This window comes from Corynebacterium minutissimum (genome assembly GCF_000805675.1).
In the GTDB taxonomy this organism is placed as follows: domain Bacteria; phylum Actinomycetota; class Actinomycetes; order Mycobacteriales; family Mycobacteriaceae; genus Corynebacterium; species Corynebacterium minutissimum.
Genome location: NZ_JSEF01000015.1, coordinates 296,754 through 312,494 on the forward strand (window position 1 = coordinate 296,754; position 15,741 = coordinate 312,494).

General features: G+C 59.7%; 14 protein-coding genes. 5 read left to right on the forward strand and 9 right to left on the reverse strand.

Annotation, left to right across the window (positions count from 1 at the left end; translation table 11 throughout):
* Nucleotides 1–188 precede the first annotated feature (188 nt).
* From qcrB to ctaC, 6 genes are all read right to left on the reverse strand, one after another.
* Complete coding sequence (qcrB, locus tag NX84_RS09430) at nucleotides 189–1,811, reverse strand: cytochrome bc1 complex cytochrome b subunit (RefSeq protein WP_039676128.1); 1,623 nt, start codon at nucleotides 1,809–1,811, stop codon at nucleotides 189–191.
* Nucleotides 1,811–3,031: a cytochrome bc1 complex Rieske iron-sulfur subunit gene (qcrA, locus tag NX84_RS09435; protein WP_039676129.1), complete on the reverse strand. Its 1,221-nt coding sequence runs from the start codon at nucleotides 3,029–3,031 to the stop codon at nucleotides 1,811–1,813. Before qcrA ends, qcrB begins: the two co-directional genes overlap by 1 nt.
* Nucleotides 3,028–3,915 (reverse strand): cytochrome bc1 complex diheme cytochrome c subunit, encoded by an 888-nt coding sequence (gene qcrC, locus NX84_RS09440; RefSeq protein ID WP_039676130.1) that lies wholly within the window; start codon nucleotides 3,913–3,915, stop codon nucleotides 3,028–3,030. Before qcrC ends, qcrA begins: the two co-directional genes overlap by 4 nt.
* A gap of 65 nt (nucleotides 3,916–3,980) precedes the next feature.
* On the reverse strand, nucleotides 3,981–4,592 hold the full coding sequence (gene ctaE, locus NX84_RS09445; protein WP_428829328.1) for an aa3-type cytochrome oxidase subunit III: 612 nt from the start codon (nucleotides 4,590–4,592) through the stop codon (nucleotides 3,981–3,983).
* A gap of 539 nt (nucleotides 4,593–5,131) precedes the next feature.
* On the reverse strand, nucleotides 5,132–5,563 hold the full coding sequence (ctaF, locus tag NX84_RS09450; protein ID WP_039676134.1) for an aa3-type cytochrome oxidase subunit IV: 432 nt from the start codon (nucleotides 5,561–5,563) through the stop codon (nucleotides 5,132–5,134).
* 19 nt (nucleotides 5,564–5,582) lie between these two features.
* Entirely contained in the window at nucleotides 5,583–6,662 is a 1,080-nt protein-coding gene (gene ctaC / locus NX84_RS09455) for an aa3-type cytochrome oxidase subunit II (RefSeq protein WP_039676136.1), read from the reverse strand.
* Between the two features lie 354 nt (nucleotides 6,663–7,016).
* Here ctaC and asnB point away from each other — a divergent pair, with 354 nt between their 5' ends.
* A complete protein-coding gene (gene asnB, locus NX84_RS09460) occupies nucleotides 7,017–8,939 on the forward strand; it encodes an asparagine synthase (glutamine-hydrolyzing) (RefSeq protein ID WP_039676138.1) in 1,923 nt (640 codons plus the stop codon).
* An 80-nt stretch (nucleotides 8,940–9,019) separates the two neighbouring features.
* Here the strand turns inward: asnB and NX84_RS09465 are convergent, their stop codons facing one another.
* Nucleotides 9,020–9,364: a HesB/IscA family protein gene (locus NX84_RS09465; protein WP_039676139.1), complete on the reverse strand. Its 345-nt coding sequence runs from the start codon at nucleotides 9,362–9,364 to the stop codon at nucleotides 9,020–9,022.
* A gap of 166 nt (nucleotides 9,365–9,530) precedes the next feature.
* Between NX84_RS09465 and NX84_RS09470 the strand changes: the two genes are divergently transcribed.
* Nucleotides 9,531–10,223, forward strand: a complete 693-nt coding sequence (locus NX84_RS09470) for a DUF3043 domain-containing protein (RefSeq protein WP_039676140.1) — start codon at nucleotides 9,531–9,533, stop codon at nucleotides 10,221–10,223.
* Nucleotides 10,224–10,235: 12 nt separating this feature from the next.
* Nucleotides 10,236–11,135, forward strand: a complete 900-nt coding sequence (locus tag NX84_RS09475) for a nicotinate-nucleotide--dimethylbenzimidazole phosphoribosyltransferase (protein WP_039676143.1) — start codon at nucleotides 10,236–10,238, stop codon at nucleotides 11,133–11,135.
* A gap of 9 nt (nucleotides 11,136–11,144) precedes the next feature.
* Here the strand turns inward: NX84_RS09475 and NX84_RS09480 are convergent, their stop codons facing one another.
* Entirely contained in the window at nucleotides 11,145–12,248 is a 1,104-nt protein-coding gene (locus NX84_RS09480) for a branched-chain amino acid aminotransferase (protein ID WP_039676145.1), read from the reverse strand.
* 130 nt (nucleotides 12,249–12,378) lie between these two features.
* Here NX84_RS09480 and NX84_RS09485 point away from each other — a divergent pair, with 130 nt between their 5' ends.
* Nucleotides 12,379–13,878, forward strand: coding sequence for a leucyl aminopeptidase (locus NX84_RS09485; protein WP_039676147.1), 1,500 nt, complete (start codon nucleotides 12,379–12,381; stop codon nucleotides 13,876–13,878).
* Here NX84_RS09485 and NX84_RS09490 read toward each other — a convergent pair.
* Nucleotides 13,875–15,149 carry a glutaminase gene (locus NX84_RS09490; protein WP_039676148.1) on the reverse strand — a complete coding sequence of 425 codons (1,275 nt, stop codon included), beginning with the start codon at nucleotides 15,147–15,149 and terminating at the stop codon, nucleotides 13,875–13,877. The two genes, NX84_RS09485 and NX84_RS09490, sit on opposite strands and share 4 nt — an antisense overlap.
* 28 nt (nucleotides 15,150–15,177) lie before the next feature.
* On the opposite strand from NX84_RS09490, the gene NX84_RS09495 reads away from it, so the two are divergent.
* On the forward strand, nucleotides 15,178–15,720 hold the full coding sequence (locus NX84_RS09495) for an isochorismatase family protein (protein ID WP_039676150.1): 543 nt from the start codon (nucleotides 15,178–15,180) through the stop codon (nucleotides 15,718–15,720).
* The last annotated feature ends 21 nt before the right edge of the window (nucleotides 15,721–15,741 follow it).

The following is a 15,741-nucleotide window of genomic DNA, read 5'->3' on the forward strand; positions in this document are numbered from 1 at the left end:
TACTGCCGGCTCAACCGAACCAGACCCACAGTTAAGCCACCACACTTAGACCACGCGCCACACCCAGGAAGGCACGGCGAGCTGGAGGGAAACGGCGCCAAACGCTGCCCGTCTCGAGATCGCAAAAGCCCGCTCCCCTCCTGAGTAGGAAGGAAACGGGCTTAGTGAGCGCGTTTCAGAGGGTGGCGCTAGATGCGACCGTTCTCTTCGTCGTCGCGACGGTTAGCCTCGTTGAGCTGACGGAACATCTCCGCCTCCTCAGCGTGGTTCTCCTCGCGGATTTCCTGTGCGCGGGACATAATGCCAGCGTCATCCGGGGAGAAGATACCCTGGGTCTCGGAGTCAGCCAAACCAAGCTGGTTGAGCTGCTTCGGAACCTGAGCACCGGCGTACTCGAGCGGAATCGGGTGGCCGTGGTCATCGACTGGGCCAAGCGGCTGGTGAACCTCGATGAAGGCGCCATTCGGCAGCTGCTTGATAACACCAGTTTCGATACCGTGCTCCAGGACCTCACGGTCAGAGCGCTGCAGACCAACGCAAATACGGTAGGTCATGAAGTACGCAATCGGAGGCAGGACGATAAGACCGATGCGGCCAACCCAGGTCATCGCGTTCAGCGAAATCTGGAAGAAGTGGGCCACGTGGTCGTTACCACCGGACATGGTCACCAGCAGGAAGAAGGTGATAGCCGCTGCACCGATAGCGGAGCGAACCGGAACGTCACGCGGGCGCTGCAGGAGGTTGTGGTGGGCGTCATCGCCAGTCAGCTTCTTCTCAATGAAGGGGTAGGCGAAGAGCAGGATAACCATAAGGCCACAGAGCAGCGCGACCCAGAATGCGGACGGGATGGTGTAGTTGCCGATGTAGAGCTCCCATGCCGGCATGACACGAGCAACACCGTCAGTCCACAGCATGTAGATATCCGGCTGGGAACCAGCGGAGACCTGGGACGGGTTGTACGGTCCAAGGTTCCAGATGGCGTTAATGGTCATCAGACCAGAGATGAGAGCAAGAACGCCAGCGACCATCATGCCCATACCAATTGCCTTGGTGGCAAAGACCGGCATAATACGGACACCGACAACGTTGTTCTCAGCGCGACCCGGTCCAGGGAACTGGGTGTGCTTCTGGAACCAGACCATGATGAGGTGAGCTGCGATAAGGCCCAGGATGATGCCCGGGATAACCAGCACGTGCAGGATGTAGAAGCGGTCCAGCATCAGGTCGGACGGGAAGTCGCCGCCGAAGATGGCCCAGTGCAGCCAGGTACCGATGATCGGCAGACCCAGGATGATGGCGGACATGATTCGCAGACCAACGCCGGAGAGCAGGTCATCCGGGAGGGAGTAACCGAGGAAGCCCTCGATCATGCCCAGCAGGATAAGTGCACAACCGATAATCCAGTTAGCCTCACGCGGGCGGCGGAACGCACCGGTGAAGAAGATGCGCAGCATGTGGGCAATCATGGACATCATGAACATGAGTGCTGCCCAGTGGTGCATCTGGCGGATGAAGAGACCACCACGCACCTCAAAGGAAATGTCCAGTGCGGTTGCGTAGGCGCGAGACATCTCAACGCCGTTCAACGGGGTGTATGCACCGTCGTAAATGACCTTCGTAATGGAAGGGTCGAAGAACAGTGCCAGGTAGATACCGGTCAGCAGCAGGATGATGAAGCTGTACAGCGCCATCTCACCAAGCATGAAGGACCAGTGAGTCGGAAAGACTTTGTTGAGCTGGGTACGCAGGACGCCAGCGGCTGAATAGCGCTCGTCCATGTTGTTGCCCATCTTGGCAAGTTTGTTACTCATTATGACTTACGCTCCCAGAATGCAGGTCCGACGGGCTCAACGAAGTTGCCCTTGGCAACCATGTAGCCTTCGTCGTCCACCTCGATCGGCAGCTGCGGCAGTGCACGGGCAGCCGGGCCGAAGACCGGCTTACCGTAGTGCAGAGCGTCGAACTGCGACTGGTGGCACGGGCAAAGAATGCGGTTGGTCTGTGCCTCGTACAGCGAGGTCGGGCAACCAATGTGGGTACAGATCTTGGAGTAGGCGTAGTAATCGCCGTAGTGGAAGTCCTCCTGGCCCTTGCGCTCGATGGCCTTCTTGGCGTCATCGTTGCGCAGGCGAATGAGCATCACAGCGTTGCGGTTTCCGTGAATGGAGTGCATGTGATTCTCGTACACGTCCTTATCCTCGGACCACTCGGCGCCATCGTTGACGTCCTCCGCTGCGAGCGGGAAGACGGTCTCCATGCCGCCAGCGGCAAGGTCCTCGGGACGAACACGCACCAGGCGTGCAAGGCCGCGGGTGGTGTAGTGCTCGCCAGACTCGCCAGCGTGCTTCTCGGCGATGGTACCGGTGTCACGAGCGAGGTAAAGCTTGACGCCCTTCTCGTGCATGGTCCAGCCGGAGGTCCACAGGGTGCCGTCGCCGGTGTAGTCCAGGTCGTGACGCTTCTTCCACGGGTTGTGGATAGCGCCGGCGAGCGGAGCGATGACAGCGAGACCGAACAGGACGCCGGCGCCGCCAAGCAGACCCTTGATGGTCTTACGACGACCCAGAGTCGACGTGTTCCACGAGTCATTCAGCAGAGCAGTGAGGGTACGGCGGTCAACTTCGTCGGAAGGACCGTCGTGACGACGCTGCACGGAAATCTCTTCCGGCAGAATCTTCTTCACGTACTGAACGATGGCAAAGCCAAGGCCCAGAATGCACAGTCCGGAGGTCAGACCGAGAAGCGGGGTGTACAGGGTGTGCCACCACAGGCCGTCCTCACCCAGCATCTTGTACTGCCACGGCCAGAACAGGTACACGCCAAGGAAGGCGATACCCATCAGCACGGAGATAATGAGCCAGATGGTGATGTTGGTAGCGGCACGCTTCTCAGCCGGGTCGCCCTCCACCGGGAAGCGCTCCTTGCGGAACGCTACAGTGACGTCATCAAGCTCGGTACCGAGAGCGGCGAGCTCGTCGTTGCTCATAGCATCGAGCTCTTTGCGAGAGTAATTCTTCTTTACGTTGCTCATGAGCGAGATCCAATCCACATAGCGGCAACGCACAGAAGGCTGATGCCGATAATCCACATTGCCAGGCCCTCAGCCACCGGGCCGAGACCGCCAAGGTCCCAACCTGCCGGAGACGGGGTTTCCTTCGCAGACTTGAGGTAAGCGATGATGTCCTTCTTCTCATCTGCGGTCAGCTGACGGTCAGAGAACTTCGGCATGTTCTGCGGGCCGGTCAGCATTGCCTGGTAGATCTCCTGCTCATTGGCCGGCGCTAGCGGCGGAGCAAACTTACCAGAGGACAGCGCGCCGCCCTGACCGGTGAAGTTGTGGCAGGACGCGCAGTTCATGCGGAAGAGCTCGGAACCCTTAGCAACGTCCTCAGCCTGAATCTGCCCGTTGTAGTTGGTACCACGCAGGGACTCCTGAGCAATGGAGCCGTCGTCATTGTAGACAATGTCGGGGCCGCCACCATTAGCAGCAACATAAGCCGCGAGAGCCAAGGTCTGCTGCTCGGTGTAGCGAGGGGTCTTACGCTCAGCCTGTGCGTCGTTGGACATCATCGGCATACGGCCGGAGTGCACCTGGAAGTACACAGAGCCGGCACCGACACCGGCGAGGGAAGGGCCGCGGTCCTCAATGCCCTGAAGGTTCGCACCGTGGCAAGTAATACAAGCGACTTCGTAGATGTCCTTGCCCTCTTGAACGAGAGCCTGGTCATCCTTGGCAGCGGTAGCCACCTGCGCGTCCGGAGTCAGGGCGGAAGCCAAGACACCAGCGCCGGTGAGACCGATGCTCAGAGCGAAGACGCCAGCAAGCGTGCGCTTCGCCTTACGGCGACGGCGGGTCTTCTTAGCCGCGGCAGTGGTCTCCTCCACTGCGGCGGGCTGCTGGATGTTATCCATCATTTTCCTTTAGATAACTCGTACATGGAAGTGAATGGCTGTAGGCCGGAAGCTCCGGCGCTTACGGCCTACTGAACTAGGTAGATGACTACGAAAACGCCAATCCACACAACGTCAACGAAGTGCCAGTAGTAAGACACTGCCATCGCTGCGGTTGCCTGTGCCGGCGTGAACTTGGAGCGGGCAATACGCGCCAAGATGATTCCGAAGGAAATCAGACCTGCAGTCACGTGGGCCGCGTGGAAACCGGTCAGGATGTAGAAGACCGAACCAAACACGGAGGACTGGACAGTCACACCTGCCATGATCAACTCTGTCCACTCGAATGCCATGATGCCCAAGAAGACAACACCCAACGCGAGGGTCACCGAGTACCAGAGTCGGAGCTTGTATACGTCACCCCTTTCTGCTGCAAACACGCCGAACTGAGAGGTCACGGAGGAGAGAACCAGAACAGTCGTGATGACAAAGCCCATCGGCACGTTGATGTGCGCGGTGTGCTCAGCCCAGTCACCCTCCTGGCCGTTCGCACGCGAGGTGAACCACATCGCGAACAGTCCAGCAAAGAACATCAATTCCTGAGACAGGAACACGATGGTGCCGACGCTGACCATGTTGGGTCGGTTCAGCGCGGCAACACGTGGTGCTGCCATACCTTGGTTAGAAACTACGCTCGTCACGCATAACAGTATGGCCGGTTGAGACGTATAAGTCATCTCAATTCCCCCCGATTTTTTGAGGCAGCGAGCTAGACCTTCCCAGCCTTCGCGCATCTACCTCACATTTATTCGGTACAGAAAGATGTGGGAACTTTGTGCCACGCTTTCCGACGTCCCATTGATGCAGGTAGCGCGACCCCTCGCCTATCGACCGTCACACACGCCCCTCGAAATAGTGCGGTGCCAACTCGATTCGCAAGCACGTAACGCGATTCCTTCAATGAGATAAATCACAGGGGCGAAAGCGGCATCAGTGCAGGTTTGCAACTTTCGGTTGACCCCCGAAGAAAATAGGCTTTTACGTGCTAAAAGTGGCATTGAGAAGGCGCGGTTCTCCAAAGGACACTAGGCACATTTACCCCAATGGAGAAAATTTTACGGAACTGAGGGAACTTTCTCGCGTTTTATCCGACCGCGCGATCGACAAAGCCCCCGCCCAGTTGAAATCGGGCGAGGGCTAGAGAAGTCGTGGCGCTTATCTGCGCGGCAGAAGAAACCTCTTAGTGCTTTTCCTTCGGCAGGCCGTACTGCAGGGACAAGCCGGTGACAGAGGCAACCAGCAGGACTGCGCCTAGGGCGATCAGCCACAGATACATGAAGATGATGCCAAGGCCGAGAACTGCAATAGACCCGGTCATGGCCAGCGGCCAGATGGAGTTCGGGGAGAAGAAGCCGAGAATACCGGCCTTGTCCTCAGTCTCTGCCTCTTCCCAGTCTTCCGGAGCCAAGTCGACCCGGTTATCGGTGAAGTGCAGGTAGCCGCCGAGCATGATGCACAGCAGCATGGCGAGGAGCATGCCCACGATGCCAACCCACTCAGGGCCATAGAGGTAGCCGTCATCCTTGACGTAGTTCACACCGATGATGTAGACGATGAGCGACACGAAGAGGTAGGTCGCAATGGCGTAAAAGACCTTTGATGTTGCACGCATTGTGTATCAGTTCCTTTTCTTATGCCGCTTCAGCGGTGTCGACGAAGTTGTCGGCATCGCGGGTATCGCGCAGGGAGTTGAACGGTGCCGTGGTCACAGCGTAAGGCTCTTCACCGATGTGCTCAAGAGCTTCAGCGTTGGTAGCCTCCGGGTTCTCTTCGCGGAACTTGAGGTACTCATTGAAGTCAGCGCGGTCAACGACACGCAACTCGAAGTTCATCATGGCGTGGTAGGTACCGCACATCTCGGCGCAGCGGCCGACGAAAGCGCCTTTCTCCTCAATCTTCTCTACCTGGAAGCGACGCTCCTGAGCGTTAACCTCCGGGTGAGAGTAGACGTCACGCTTGAACAGGAATTCCGGAACCCAGAAGGAGTGGGAAACGTCACCGGATGCAAGTCGGAACTCAATCGGGGTATCGACTGGGAGAACCAGAACCGGGATTTCCTCGGTGGAACCTACGGTCTCAATCTTGTTGAAGTTGAGGTAGGAGATGTCACCGGTGGACTTGCCGTGAATCGGGTTCGGGTTCGGGGTGCCCTCTGGGTCGGTGGCGGATTCTTCGGCGAGCTTCTGACGCTCAGCGTCAGCACCGTCGTAGTTCTCGCCGTCTACCTTGTTCTCGGCGTAACCAAACTTCCAGTTCCACTGGTACGCAGTGACGTCAACGGTAACCTCTGGATTCTTATCCAGTGCGGTGACCTTCTGCTGAGCCTGAACGGTGAAGAAGAACAGGCCCATGATGATAAGAATCGGCATGATGGTCAGCGCCAGCTCGAGCGGCACGTTGTACTGCAGCTGCTTCGGGAACTCGCCCTTGCCAGCCTTTTCCGCCTTCTTCGCGTTCCAGCGGAAGATGGCGGTAAGGAAGAGACCCCACATGATGAAACCGATAATCCAGGCTGCAACCCAGACCCAGATCCAGAAGTTGTACATCGATTCAGCCTCAGGGGTAATACCCTTAGGCCAGCCGAAACCGAGGAGGTTCTCCACGGCGGTCGGCGCTGCGACATCACAACCCGCCAGAGCGAGGCCGCCCATGGCGATGACGCCTGCTAGACCAGCCTTGCGGGCGAGATTGCGTTCTTTACGCTGTCCCACGTGTGTTCTGCCTTTCTGTGCACACAAACTTCTCGAATACTCATAGAGCATTCCTACCCAATTAGGATAGAGCATCACGCTCGAGTTTCAGACCTTTTCACTGGCCTGATGGGGAGATGATTCCGCTCTATAAATAGTGAACGAACGGGATGTTACAGGCCCACCTGCACAAGATCACTCCCGCTCCCCCGCCCTCCCCCTGCCCCCTATGACTCAATTCACAAGGTTTGCTCTCCTCCATCATCCGAAAGTTCGCACCCTATCGGGGAGCGCGGCGCGGGGTTCGCAGATCCCTAAGACACGGCCGTAAAGTGTGTCGCAGATGAACCTTCATATATAAGGAGAAACACGTTTATGTGCGGACTCTGCACGCTGCTTAGCGCCGATCGCAACGCCGCCGAGCACCTCGAAGCCCTCGAACAGTCCCTGCAGTGCATGCGCCACCGCGGCCCCGACGCCGCAGGCACGTGGCACGACGAGGACGCCGCGTTCGGCTTCAACCGCCTGTCCATCATCGACTTAGAACACTCCGACCAGCCTTTGCGCTGGGGCCCAGAGGACAATCCCGAGCGCTACGCTCTGACCTTCAACGGTGAAATCTATAACTACGTCGAACTTCGTGAGGAGCTCACGGCCGCGGGTTATTCCTTTAATACTCAAGGCGATGGCGAGCCCATCGTTGTGGGTTACCACCACTGGGGCAAGGATGTCGTCGAGCACCTGCGCGGCATGTTCGGCTTTGTTATTTGGGACACCGAAACCCGCACCATGTTTGCTGCTCGCGACCAATTCGGCATTAAGCCGCTCTACTACGCGACGACAGACAAAGGCACGGTCTTTGCCTCTGAGATGAAGTGCATCCTCAGCATGGCAGACTCGCTGGGTCTAGACCTAAGCCTTGATAAGCGCGCCATCGAGCACTACGTCGACCTGCAATACGTTCCGGAACCGGAGTCTCTGCATGCCAACATTCGTCGCGTCGAGTCCGGCTGCACCGTCACGCTGCACCCGGGCGAAGAAGTAGTGGCTGAGCGCTACTTCTCCCCCCGCTTCCCCATCCAACCCGTCAAGCAAGGAGAGGAACAGCAGCTTTTCGACAAGATTGCGAGGGCGCTGGAGGATAGCGTCGAGAAGCACATGCGTGCCGATGTGACCGTAGGCTCGTTCCTTTCCGGCGGTATTGACTCCACCGCCATCGCGGCACTGGCCAAGCGCCATAACCCAGACCTGCTCACCTTCACCACGGGTTTCGAGCGTGAGGGCTATTCCGAGGTGGACGTCGCTGCCGAGTCGGCTGCGGCCATCGGTGTGGAGCACATCGTCAAGATCGTCTCCCCGGAGGAATACGCCGACGCGGTGCCAAAGATCATGTGGTACCTGGACAACCCCGTGGCAGATCCGTCTCTAGTCCCCCTCTACTTCGTGGCCCAGGAGGCCCGCAAGCACGTCAAGGTGGTGCTCTCGGGCGAGGGCGCCGATGAGCTTTTTGGCGGTTACACCATTTACAAGGAGCCGCTGTCCCTCGCACCGTTTGAGAAGATCCCCTCCCCTCTTCGACAAGGCCTGGGCAAGCTTTCGCAGGTGCTTCCCGACGGGATGAAAGGCAAGTCCCTACTTAACCGTGGCTCTATGACCATGGAGGAGCGCTACTACGGCAACGCACGTTCTTTTAACTTTGAGCAGCTGCAGCGCGTTCTTCCCTGGGCCAAGCGCGAGTGGGACCACCGAGAGGTCACCGCACCGATTTATGCCCAGTCCCAGGACTTCGACCCGGTAGCTCGTATGCAGCACCTAGACCTTTTCACCTGGATGCGCGGCGATATCTTGGTCAAGGCCGACAAGATGAACATGGCCAACTCTCTGGAGCTGCGCGTTCCTTTCCTGGACAAGGAAGTCTTCAAGGTAGCGGAGACGATTCCGCACGACCTGAAGATTTCTCACGGCACCACCAAGTACGCACTGCGCAAGGCAATGGAGCAGATCGTTCCCCCGCACGTGCTCCACCGCAAGAAGCTCGGTTTCCCAGTGCCGATGCGCCATTGGCTGGCTGGTGACGAGCTCTACGGCTGGGCACAGGATCAGATTACGGAGTCCCAAACCGAGGACATCTTCAACAAGAAGGAAGTTCTCGAGATGCTCAAGGAGCACCGCGACGGCATCTCCGATCACTCCCGCCGCCTGTGGACCGTATTGTCGTTCATGATCTGGCATGGCATCTTTGTGGAAGATCGCATCGATCCCCAGATTGAGCAGCGCGATTACCCAGTGAAGCTCTAAAACGCATGAAGCCCTCGCCACCACGGCGAGGGCTGTGCTGTTTTCTACAGTATTTCTACAGCACTGATTTCTACTAGAAATTAGTTGAAGGAATCACCGCAGGCACAGGATCCACCCGCGTTCGGGTTATCAATGGTGAAGCCCTGGGCCTCGATGGTGTCAGAGAAGTCGATCTTGGCACCAGTGAGGTACGGGATGGACATCTTGTCTACGACGAGATTGACGCCACCAATGGTGTCAACCTTGTCACCGTCGAGGGTACGGTCGTCGAAATACAGCTGGTAGCGCAGGCCAGCGCAACCGCCTGGCTGGACGGCGATGCGCAGGGACAGGTCGTCGCGGCCTTCCTGCTCAAGCAGGGACTTTGCCTTGGCGGCAGCGGCGTCGGTCAGGATAACTCCGGTTGCAGACGCGGGAGCAGTCATGGTTTCTCCTCTTAATATGTACGGAATTTTCTGGAGCCCACCCTACCCCCTCACGCGGAAGGAAGAAAGGATGTCTCGCTAGGACTGGTGTCGTGTCACTTAACCCAACAACGATGAGGGCGGGCCTATTCCCAGAATGTCGTGACAACCTTGTACGCTAAACAGCGTGAAACTTCCGTGGCAAAAAGACGATAAGACCCCTTCCCCGGCCGAGCAGACCCCGGCGCCTGAGGAGAAGACCGCCGCCGAGAAACCGCACCGCAAGGGCTACACGCCGCCGAAGGGCCGCCCTACCCCTAAGCGCGATGCGCAGGAAATCGCTCGCGGCGTCAAGCGCGATCCCAAGGGCATGTCTGAGGCCCAGCGCCATCAGCACCGCAAAGAGCTCAAGGCCTCCATGTCCAAGGAGGAGTGGAAGGACTACAAGCGCAAGGAGCGCCAAGAGTCTCGGGCACGCAACAAGGAAGCCCAGGAACGCATGGCTGCCGGCGATGAGCGCTACCTGCTCGCCCGCGATAAAGGTGAGGTCCGCCGCTACGTGCGTGACTGGGTAGACTCGCGCCGCTTCCTAAACGAGTGGGTTATGCCCTTCGCCATCGTGCTCTTTGTGCTTTTGTTCGTCAGCAGCAGGAATCCGAACTTGGCCAACATCATCTCCATCGGTTCCATGGCAATCATCGCGGTCTTCGCTGTCGAAGGTATCTGGCTGTCACGCAAGTGCAACAACGCTGTGCGGCTGAAGTTCCCAGGCACCACCGAGGCCGGCTTCGGCTTGGGCTTCTACGCTTATTCCCGCGCTTCCCAGCCGCGCAAGTGGCGTACCCCGCGCCCGCAGGTGGAGCGCGGAGCCGCCGTTTAACCCGGAGGACTCATGCCTGAATTCACCGCCGTTCCGCAGCTGCGCAGCACGACCCACCATCCAGCAGGGCGTCTTGCGGAGATCGCCGCATGGCTGGCTGCCGCGCAGGATTCTGAAAAGGCCCAGCCTCTTACCCGCGCTCGTGCGATCATCTTTTCCGGCGCACATGGCATTGCGGAACGCACCGTTGACGGCGTCGGAATCGGACCGTTGAGCAGTGAAGACGAGGAACGCTGGCGCGACGATATCAGCACCGCAGCTCACCGCGCGGAAGCCGGTGTGGAGTTCATTGAGTGCGCGGACGCAGCGTCTATTGACGTCGCGCCTGCTATGTCTGCTGAAGAGCTCGAGCGCCACGTTGAGCTCGGCCACAAGGCAGCAGATCGTGAAGTTGATTCCGGTGCGGATTATCTCCTTACCTCGGATTTCGGTATTGGCGGAGAGACCGTCGCCGCCGCGGTTATGGGCCGCATTACCCGCACAGAGCCGGTAGCCATTCTGGGCACACGTACCAGTGGTGGCGTAACTGATCAGATGTGGAAGACCCGCGTCACGATTGTGCGCGATGCCATGTTCCGCGCCCGCAATCTGGAAGGCTGGGAGGTCGTGCAGACCATTGGCTCCCCAAGCCTCGCAGCACTGGTGGGTTTCATCGCGCAGGCAGCGCTGCGGCGAACGCCGGTGCTTATCGCCGGCCCCCTGGCCGCCACCGCAGCCGTCCTCGCGGAGCGCAGCGCCCCCGGCGTCAAGGGTTGGCTGCGTGCGGGAAGTACGTCCCCCGAACCAGCGCAGGCCCTCGCGTTCAAGGAGCTAGGGCTTAGCCCGCTCCTCGACCTCAACCTGAGCGCCTGCTACCCCCTGGGCGCGCTCGCGGCCTTACCACTCGTGCAGCTGGCCGCAGAGCTTAGCTAGACAGCGAAATTATTTCGCTTCCACGAGCGTGTGCAGCCAGCCGTGGGTATCTTCCACGGCACCGCGCTGAATGCCGGTGAGACGCTCACGCAAGGCCATGGTGGTCGCACCTGCCTCATCATTGTTGACGTGGAAGTCCACATCATTGCCCATGACATGGCCTACCGGGGTGATGACGGCGGCAGTACCGCAAGCGAAGGTTTCCTTCATCGCGCCGGAGGCAACATCGTCGGCCCATTCCTTGTAGGTAATGCGGCGCTCTTCGACCTTGAGCCCCATATCTTCAGCCACCTGTAACAGGGACTTGCGAGTAATACCGGGCAAGAGAGAGCCCGACAGGGCCGGAGTGACCAGTGTTTGGTTGCCCTCTTCGCCATAGATGAAGGCTAGGTTCATGCCGCCCATTTCCTCGATGTAGGTGCGGTCAATAGCATCCAGCCAGACCACCTGGTCACAGCCCTTTTCTGCTGCCTGTGCCTGCGCGAGCAGAGAAGCCGCGTAGTTGCCGGCGAATTTTGCAGCACCGGTGCCACCAGGAGCGGCGCGAACGTAGTCGGTGGATAGCCAGACGGATACCGGCTTGATGCCGCCGGAAAAGTACGCACCTGCAGGCGAAGCGATCACGACGTAGCGGTAGGAGTTCGCCGGATGCACGCCCAGGGATACATCAGTAGCGATCATGAAGGGGCGGAAGTACAGGGCTGCCTCGCCGCCGGCTTCGGGGACCCAGGCCTGGTCGACGTCGACAAGCTGGCGCAGAGACTCTACAAACTCCTCCTCCGGGAGCTGCGGCATGGCCATGCGCTCAGCGGAAGCCTGCAGACGCTGCGCATTCTGCTCTGGGCGGAAGGTGGCGATGCTGCCATCCGGCTGGCGGTAGGCCTTGATGCCCTCGAAGATGGCCTGGCCATAGTGGAATACGGTGGACGCCGGTTCCATGCTGAACGGTTCGTAGGGGCGCACCTGTGCATCGTGCCAGCCCTTCTCCTCGGTCCAATCAATGGTCACCATGTGGTCGGTGAAGTACTTGCCAAAGCCCGGGTTCGCCAGAATCTCCTGCAGGCGCTCCGGAGAGGTGGGGTTTTCAGTTCGCGTCACGGTGTAATTCAACATGCCACACAGCGTACTCCCTACTTGCCTATTGAGGTGCAGAAATACAAGAGTTCGCCCCTGAGCGGCACCAGCTACTACCACGGGTAGGGTGTGAGGAGTATCCCATTGTCACTTTCTCAAGGAGGACATCGTGGCTTCTTCCACGTTCGAACTGCCCGCACGCGGCTCTTTCCCCACCGTAGAGCTGGCCAAGAAGGCACCCAAGCAGGCGGACGCCCTGCTGATCGCTACTTTTTTTGGCGAAGACGGCCTCGAGGTTCCGGGCACGTCCCTGCTCGGTTCATCCGCACTGCGCTCGACGTATGAGGCTCTCGCGGCTGTGGGCGCGACCGGCAAGGCTGGGGAGATCGTGAAGGTTCCCGCCCCACAGAAAGCAGGTGCTGCACAGGTCATCGCGCTGGGTATGGGTGATGTTGAAGCGCTTGACGATGAAGCTCTGCGCCGCGCCGCCGGCAGCGCTGCCCGCGCCACCACAGGCGTAGGCACGATTGTGACGACCTTGGCGGACTTCGGCGTGTCCGCTGCGGTTGAGGGCCTCATCCTCGGTGGTTACTCCTACCGCGGCATCCGCTCCACCGAGCTCAAGGACGAGGAGCAACCGGCCACCTTCGTCGTGGTGGCCGATAAGTCCGCCACCGAAGAGTTCGAGGCTGCCCGCACCGTGGCCGAGTCCGTCCTGTTGGCCCGCGACCTGGTCAATACCCCAGCCAACGAGCTTTACCCGGAGTCCTACGCCGCCTTCCTGTCTGCCCAGGCCAAGGACGCCGGCCTCGATGTCGAGGTGCTCGATGAGAAGCAGCTGGAGAAGCAGGGCTTCGGCGGCATCCTCGCCGTGGGTAAGGGCTCGGCCCGGCCGCCGCGCCTGGTGCGCTTGAGCTGGAAGCCCAAGAAGGCCAAGAAGCACGTGGCTCTCGTGGGTAAGGGCATTACCTTCGACACCGGCGGTATTTCCCTGAAGCCGGGTAATGGCATGTGGGACATGATCTCTGACATGGGTGGCTCTGCAGCAATGGCAGCCACCATCATTGCCGCGGCCAAGCTGAAGCTGCCGGTTCAGATCACCGCTACCCTGCCGCTGGCGGAGAACATGCCGAGCGCGAACGCTACTCGCCCAGGCGACGTGATTACACACTACGGCGGCCTGACCTCCGAGGTCCTCAATACCGATGCCGAAGGCCGCCTCGTGCTTTCGGATGCGATTGCCCGCGCCAGCGAGGACAAGCCGGATTACCTCATCGAGACCGCTACGCTTACCGGCGCACAGATCGTTGCGCTAGGTTCACGCACCTCCGGCATCATGGGCTCCGAGGTCTTCCGCGATCGCCTCGCCGAAATCGGCCGCGAGGTGGGCGAGAACGCCTGGGCCATGCCGCTGCTGGAGGAGCACGACGAGGAGATCAAGTCCCAGGCAGCCGATATCCGCAACATCAACGCCAAGCGCGAGGGTGGCATGGAGTTCGCCGGTACGTACCTCAAGCAGTTCGTGGGCGAGGGCATCGAGTGGGCACACATCGATATCGCCGGCCCCTCCTGGAACGGTTCTGCTCCCCGCGGCTACACCCCGAAGCGCGCCACCGGTGTTCCGGTGCGAACCGCGGTGACCGCGCTCCGCGAGATTGCAGAAGCCTAGAGTGATTCGCCGGCGATGACGTAGTCCTCCTTATCCGCCAGCGGAAGGACCGTACCGTCGGACATGGCGCGGTCGGTGACGAGCCCGTTGTCATCGACCAGCGCCACCTCGTTGCCGCCCTCCCGCAAGCGGCGCAGGCCCTCCTTGAGCATGCGACGACCCACCGTGTGGAGGCCGGAGACCTGCGAGAAATCAAGCGCGAGGCGCTTGCCGGAGAACTGACGCTCCTCCAGTTCGTAAAGAATAGCTTCGGTGGCGGTGAAATTGATGTGACCCTGGAGGCGGATAATCGCGGTCTCGTCGTCCTCGTCCACGCTGCGCACTGGGTGCACGCCAAAACGGTTATCAGTAGACATGAGGTGCAAGCCCATGTCCGAGGACAGCTTTTGGAAAATAGCGGTGCCCCGCACACTATTGCCCTGCTCGTCCAAACGTGGGGACAGCGTGGCCACGCCGAGCTGACCAGGCAGGGTACCGATAAGCCCACCTGCCACACCAGACTTGGCAGGGATACCAACCTCCGCCATCCAGCGACCAGCACCGTCATACATGCCGCACGAGCTCATCACTGCCAGCGTGAGGCGGCAAACGTCGGCATCAAGAATCTTCTCCCCCGTCACCGGCTGGCGCCCGCCATTGGCTAGCGTGGCGGACATGACGGCCAAGTCGCGGACGTCGACAGACAGCGCGCACTGCGAGGTATAGGACAGCACAGCGTCGTGCGCGTCATCCTGAATAATCCCGTAGGAGCGCAGCATATGGGCAATCGAGAGGTTGCGCTCGGCATGTTCGAGTTCGGAATCACACAGGCGCTTATCGACGTTCACCTCGCGCCCCGCCAGCTTCGAGACATAGCTGCGGATGCGCTCCACGCGGTCTTCTACGGAGGAGTCCACGCCGTTGATCAGCTGGTTGACCACGATAGCGCCGGCATTAATCATCGGGTTGACGGGGCGGTGGTCCTTGGCCAGGGAGAGCTCGTTAAAGGCTTGGCCCGAAGGTTCTAGTCCCACCACTTCACGCACCTCACTCAGGCCTAGCTCTTGCAGGGCAAGCGCATAAATGAAGGGCTTGGAAATCGACTGGATCGTAAAGCGGTTCTCGGCATCACCGGCGCTGTACAGGTGGCCGGTGACGGAGCACAGGGCGACGCCGAGTTGGTCCGGGTTGGCGTCGGCAAGCTGCGGAATGTAGTCCGCTACCTCACCGCTGTCTTCATCGCGTACGGAGTTCAGGATCTTCTCTAAATAAAAAGGAATCGGAGTTTTCATCCAGACCCAGCGTATAGAATTGTGATGCATGAAGCCTGCACTCATCATCGTTGACGTCCAACATGACTTCTGCCCGGGCGGTGCTCTCGCCACCGAGAAGGGCAACGAGGTGGCCGATCGTATCGGCGCTCTCCAGCCCAGTTACGACACCGTGGTAGCTACCCAGGATTGGCACATTGACCCAGGTTCACACTTTTCGGAGAACCCGGACTTTGTCGATTCCTGGCCTGTGCACTGCGTGGCTGATTCCTTCGGCGCTTCAATGCATGAATCCATCGGCGCTGTACAGGCCTACTTTCGCAAGGGTGAATACACCGCGGCCTACTCCGGTTTCGAAGGCGCGGCAAATGGTGTTTCATTGGCGGATTGGCTGCGCGAGCACGACATCACCGACGTAGACATCGTCGGGATCGCCACGGACCACTGCGTGCGCGCCACAGCTGCCGACGCCGTGAAGGAAGGCTTCACTGTGCGTGTGCTGGCGGACTACTGCTCACCAGTTGATGTGGCCCGGGGCGAGGCCGCACTTGAGGAACTTGCCCAGGCAGGTGCCACCATCGTGAGAGATTGAGCGTGAGAGGTTAGGGCCCCG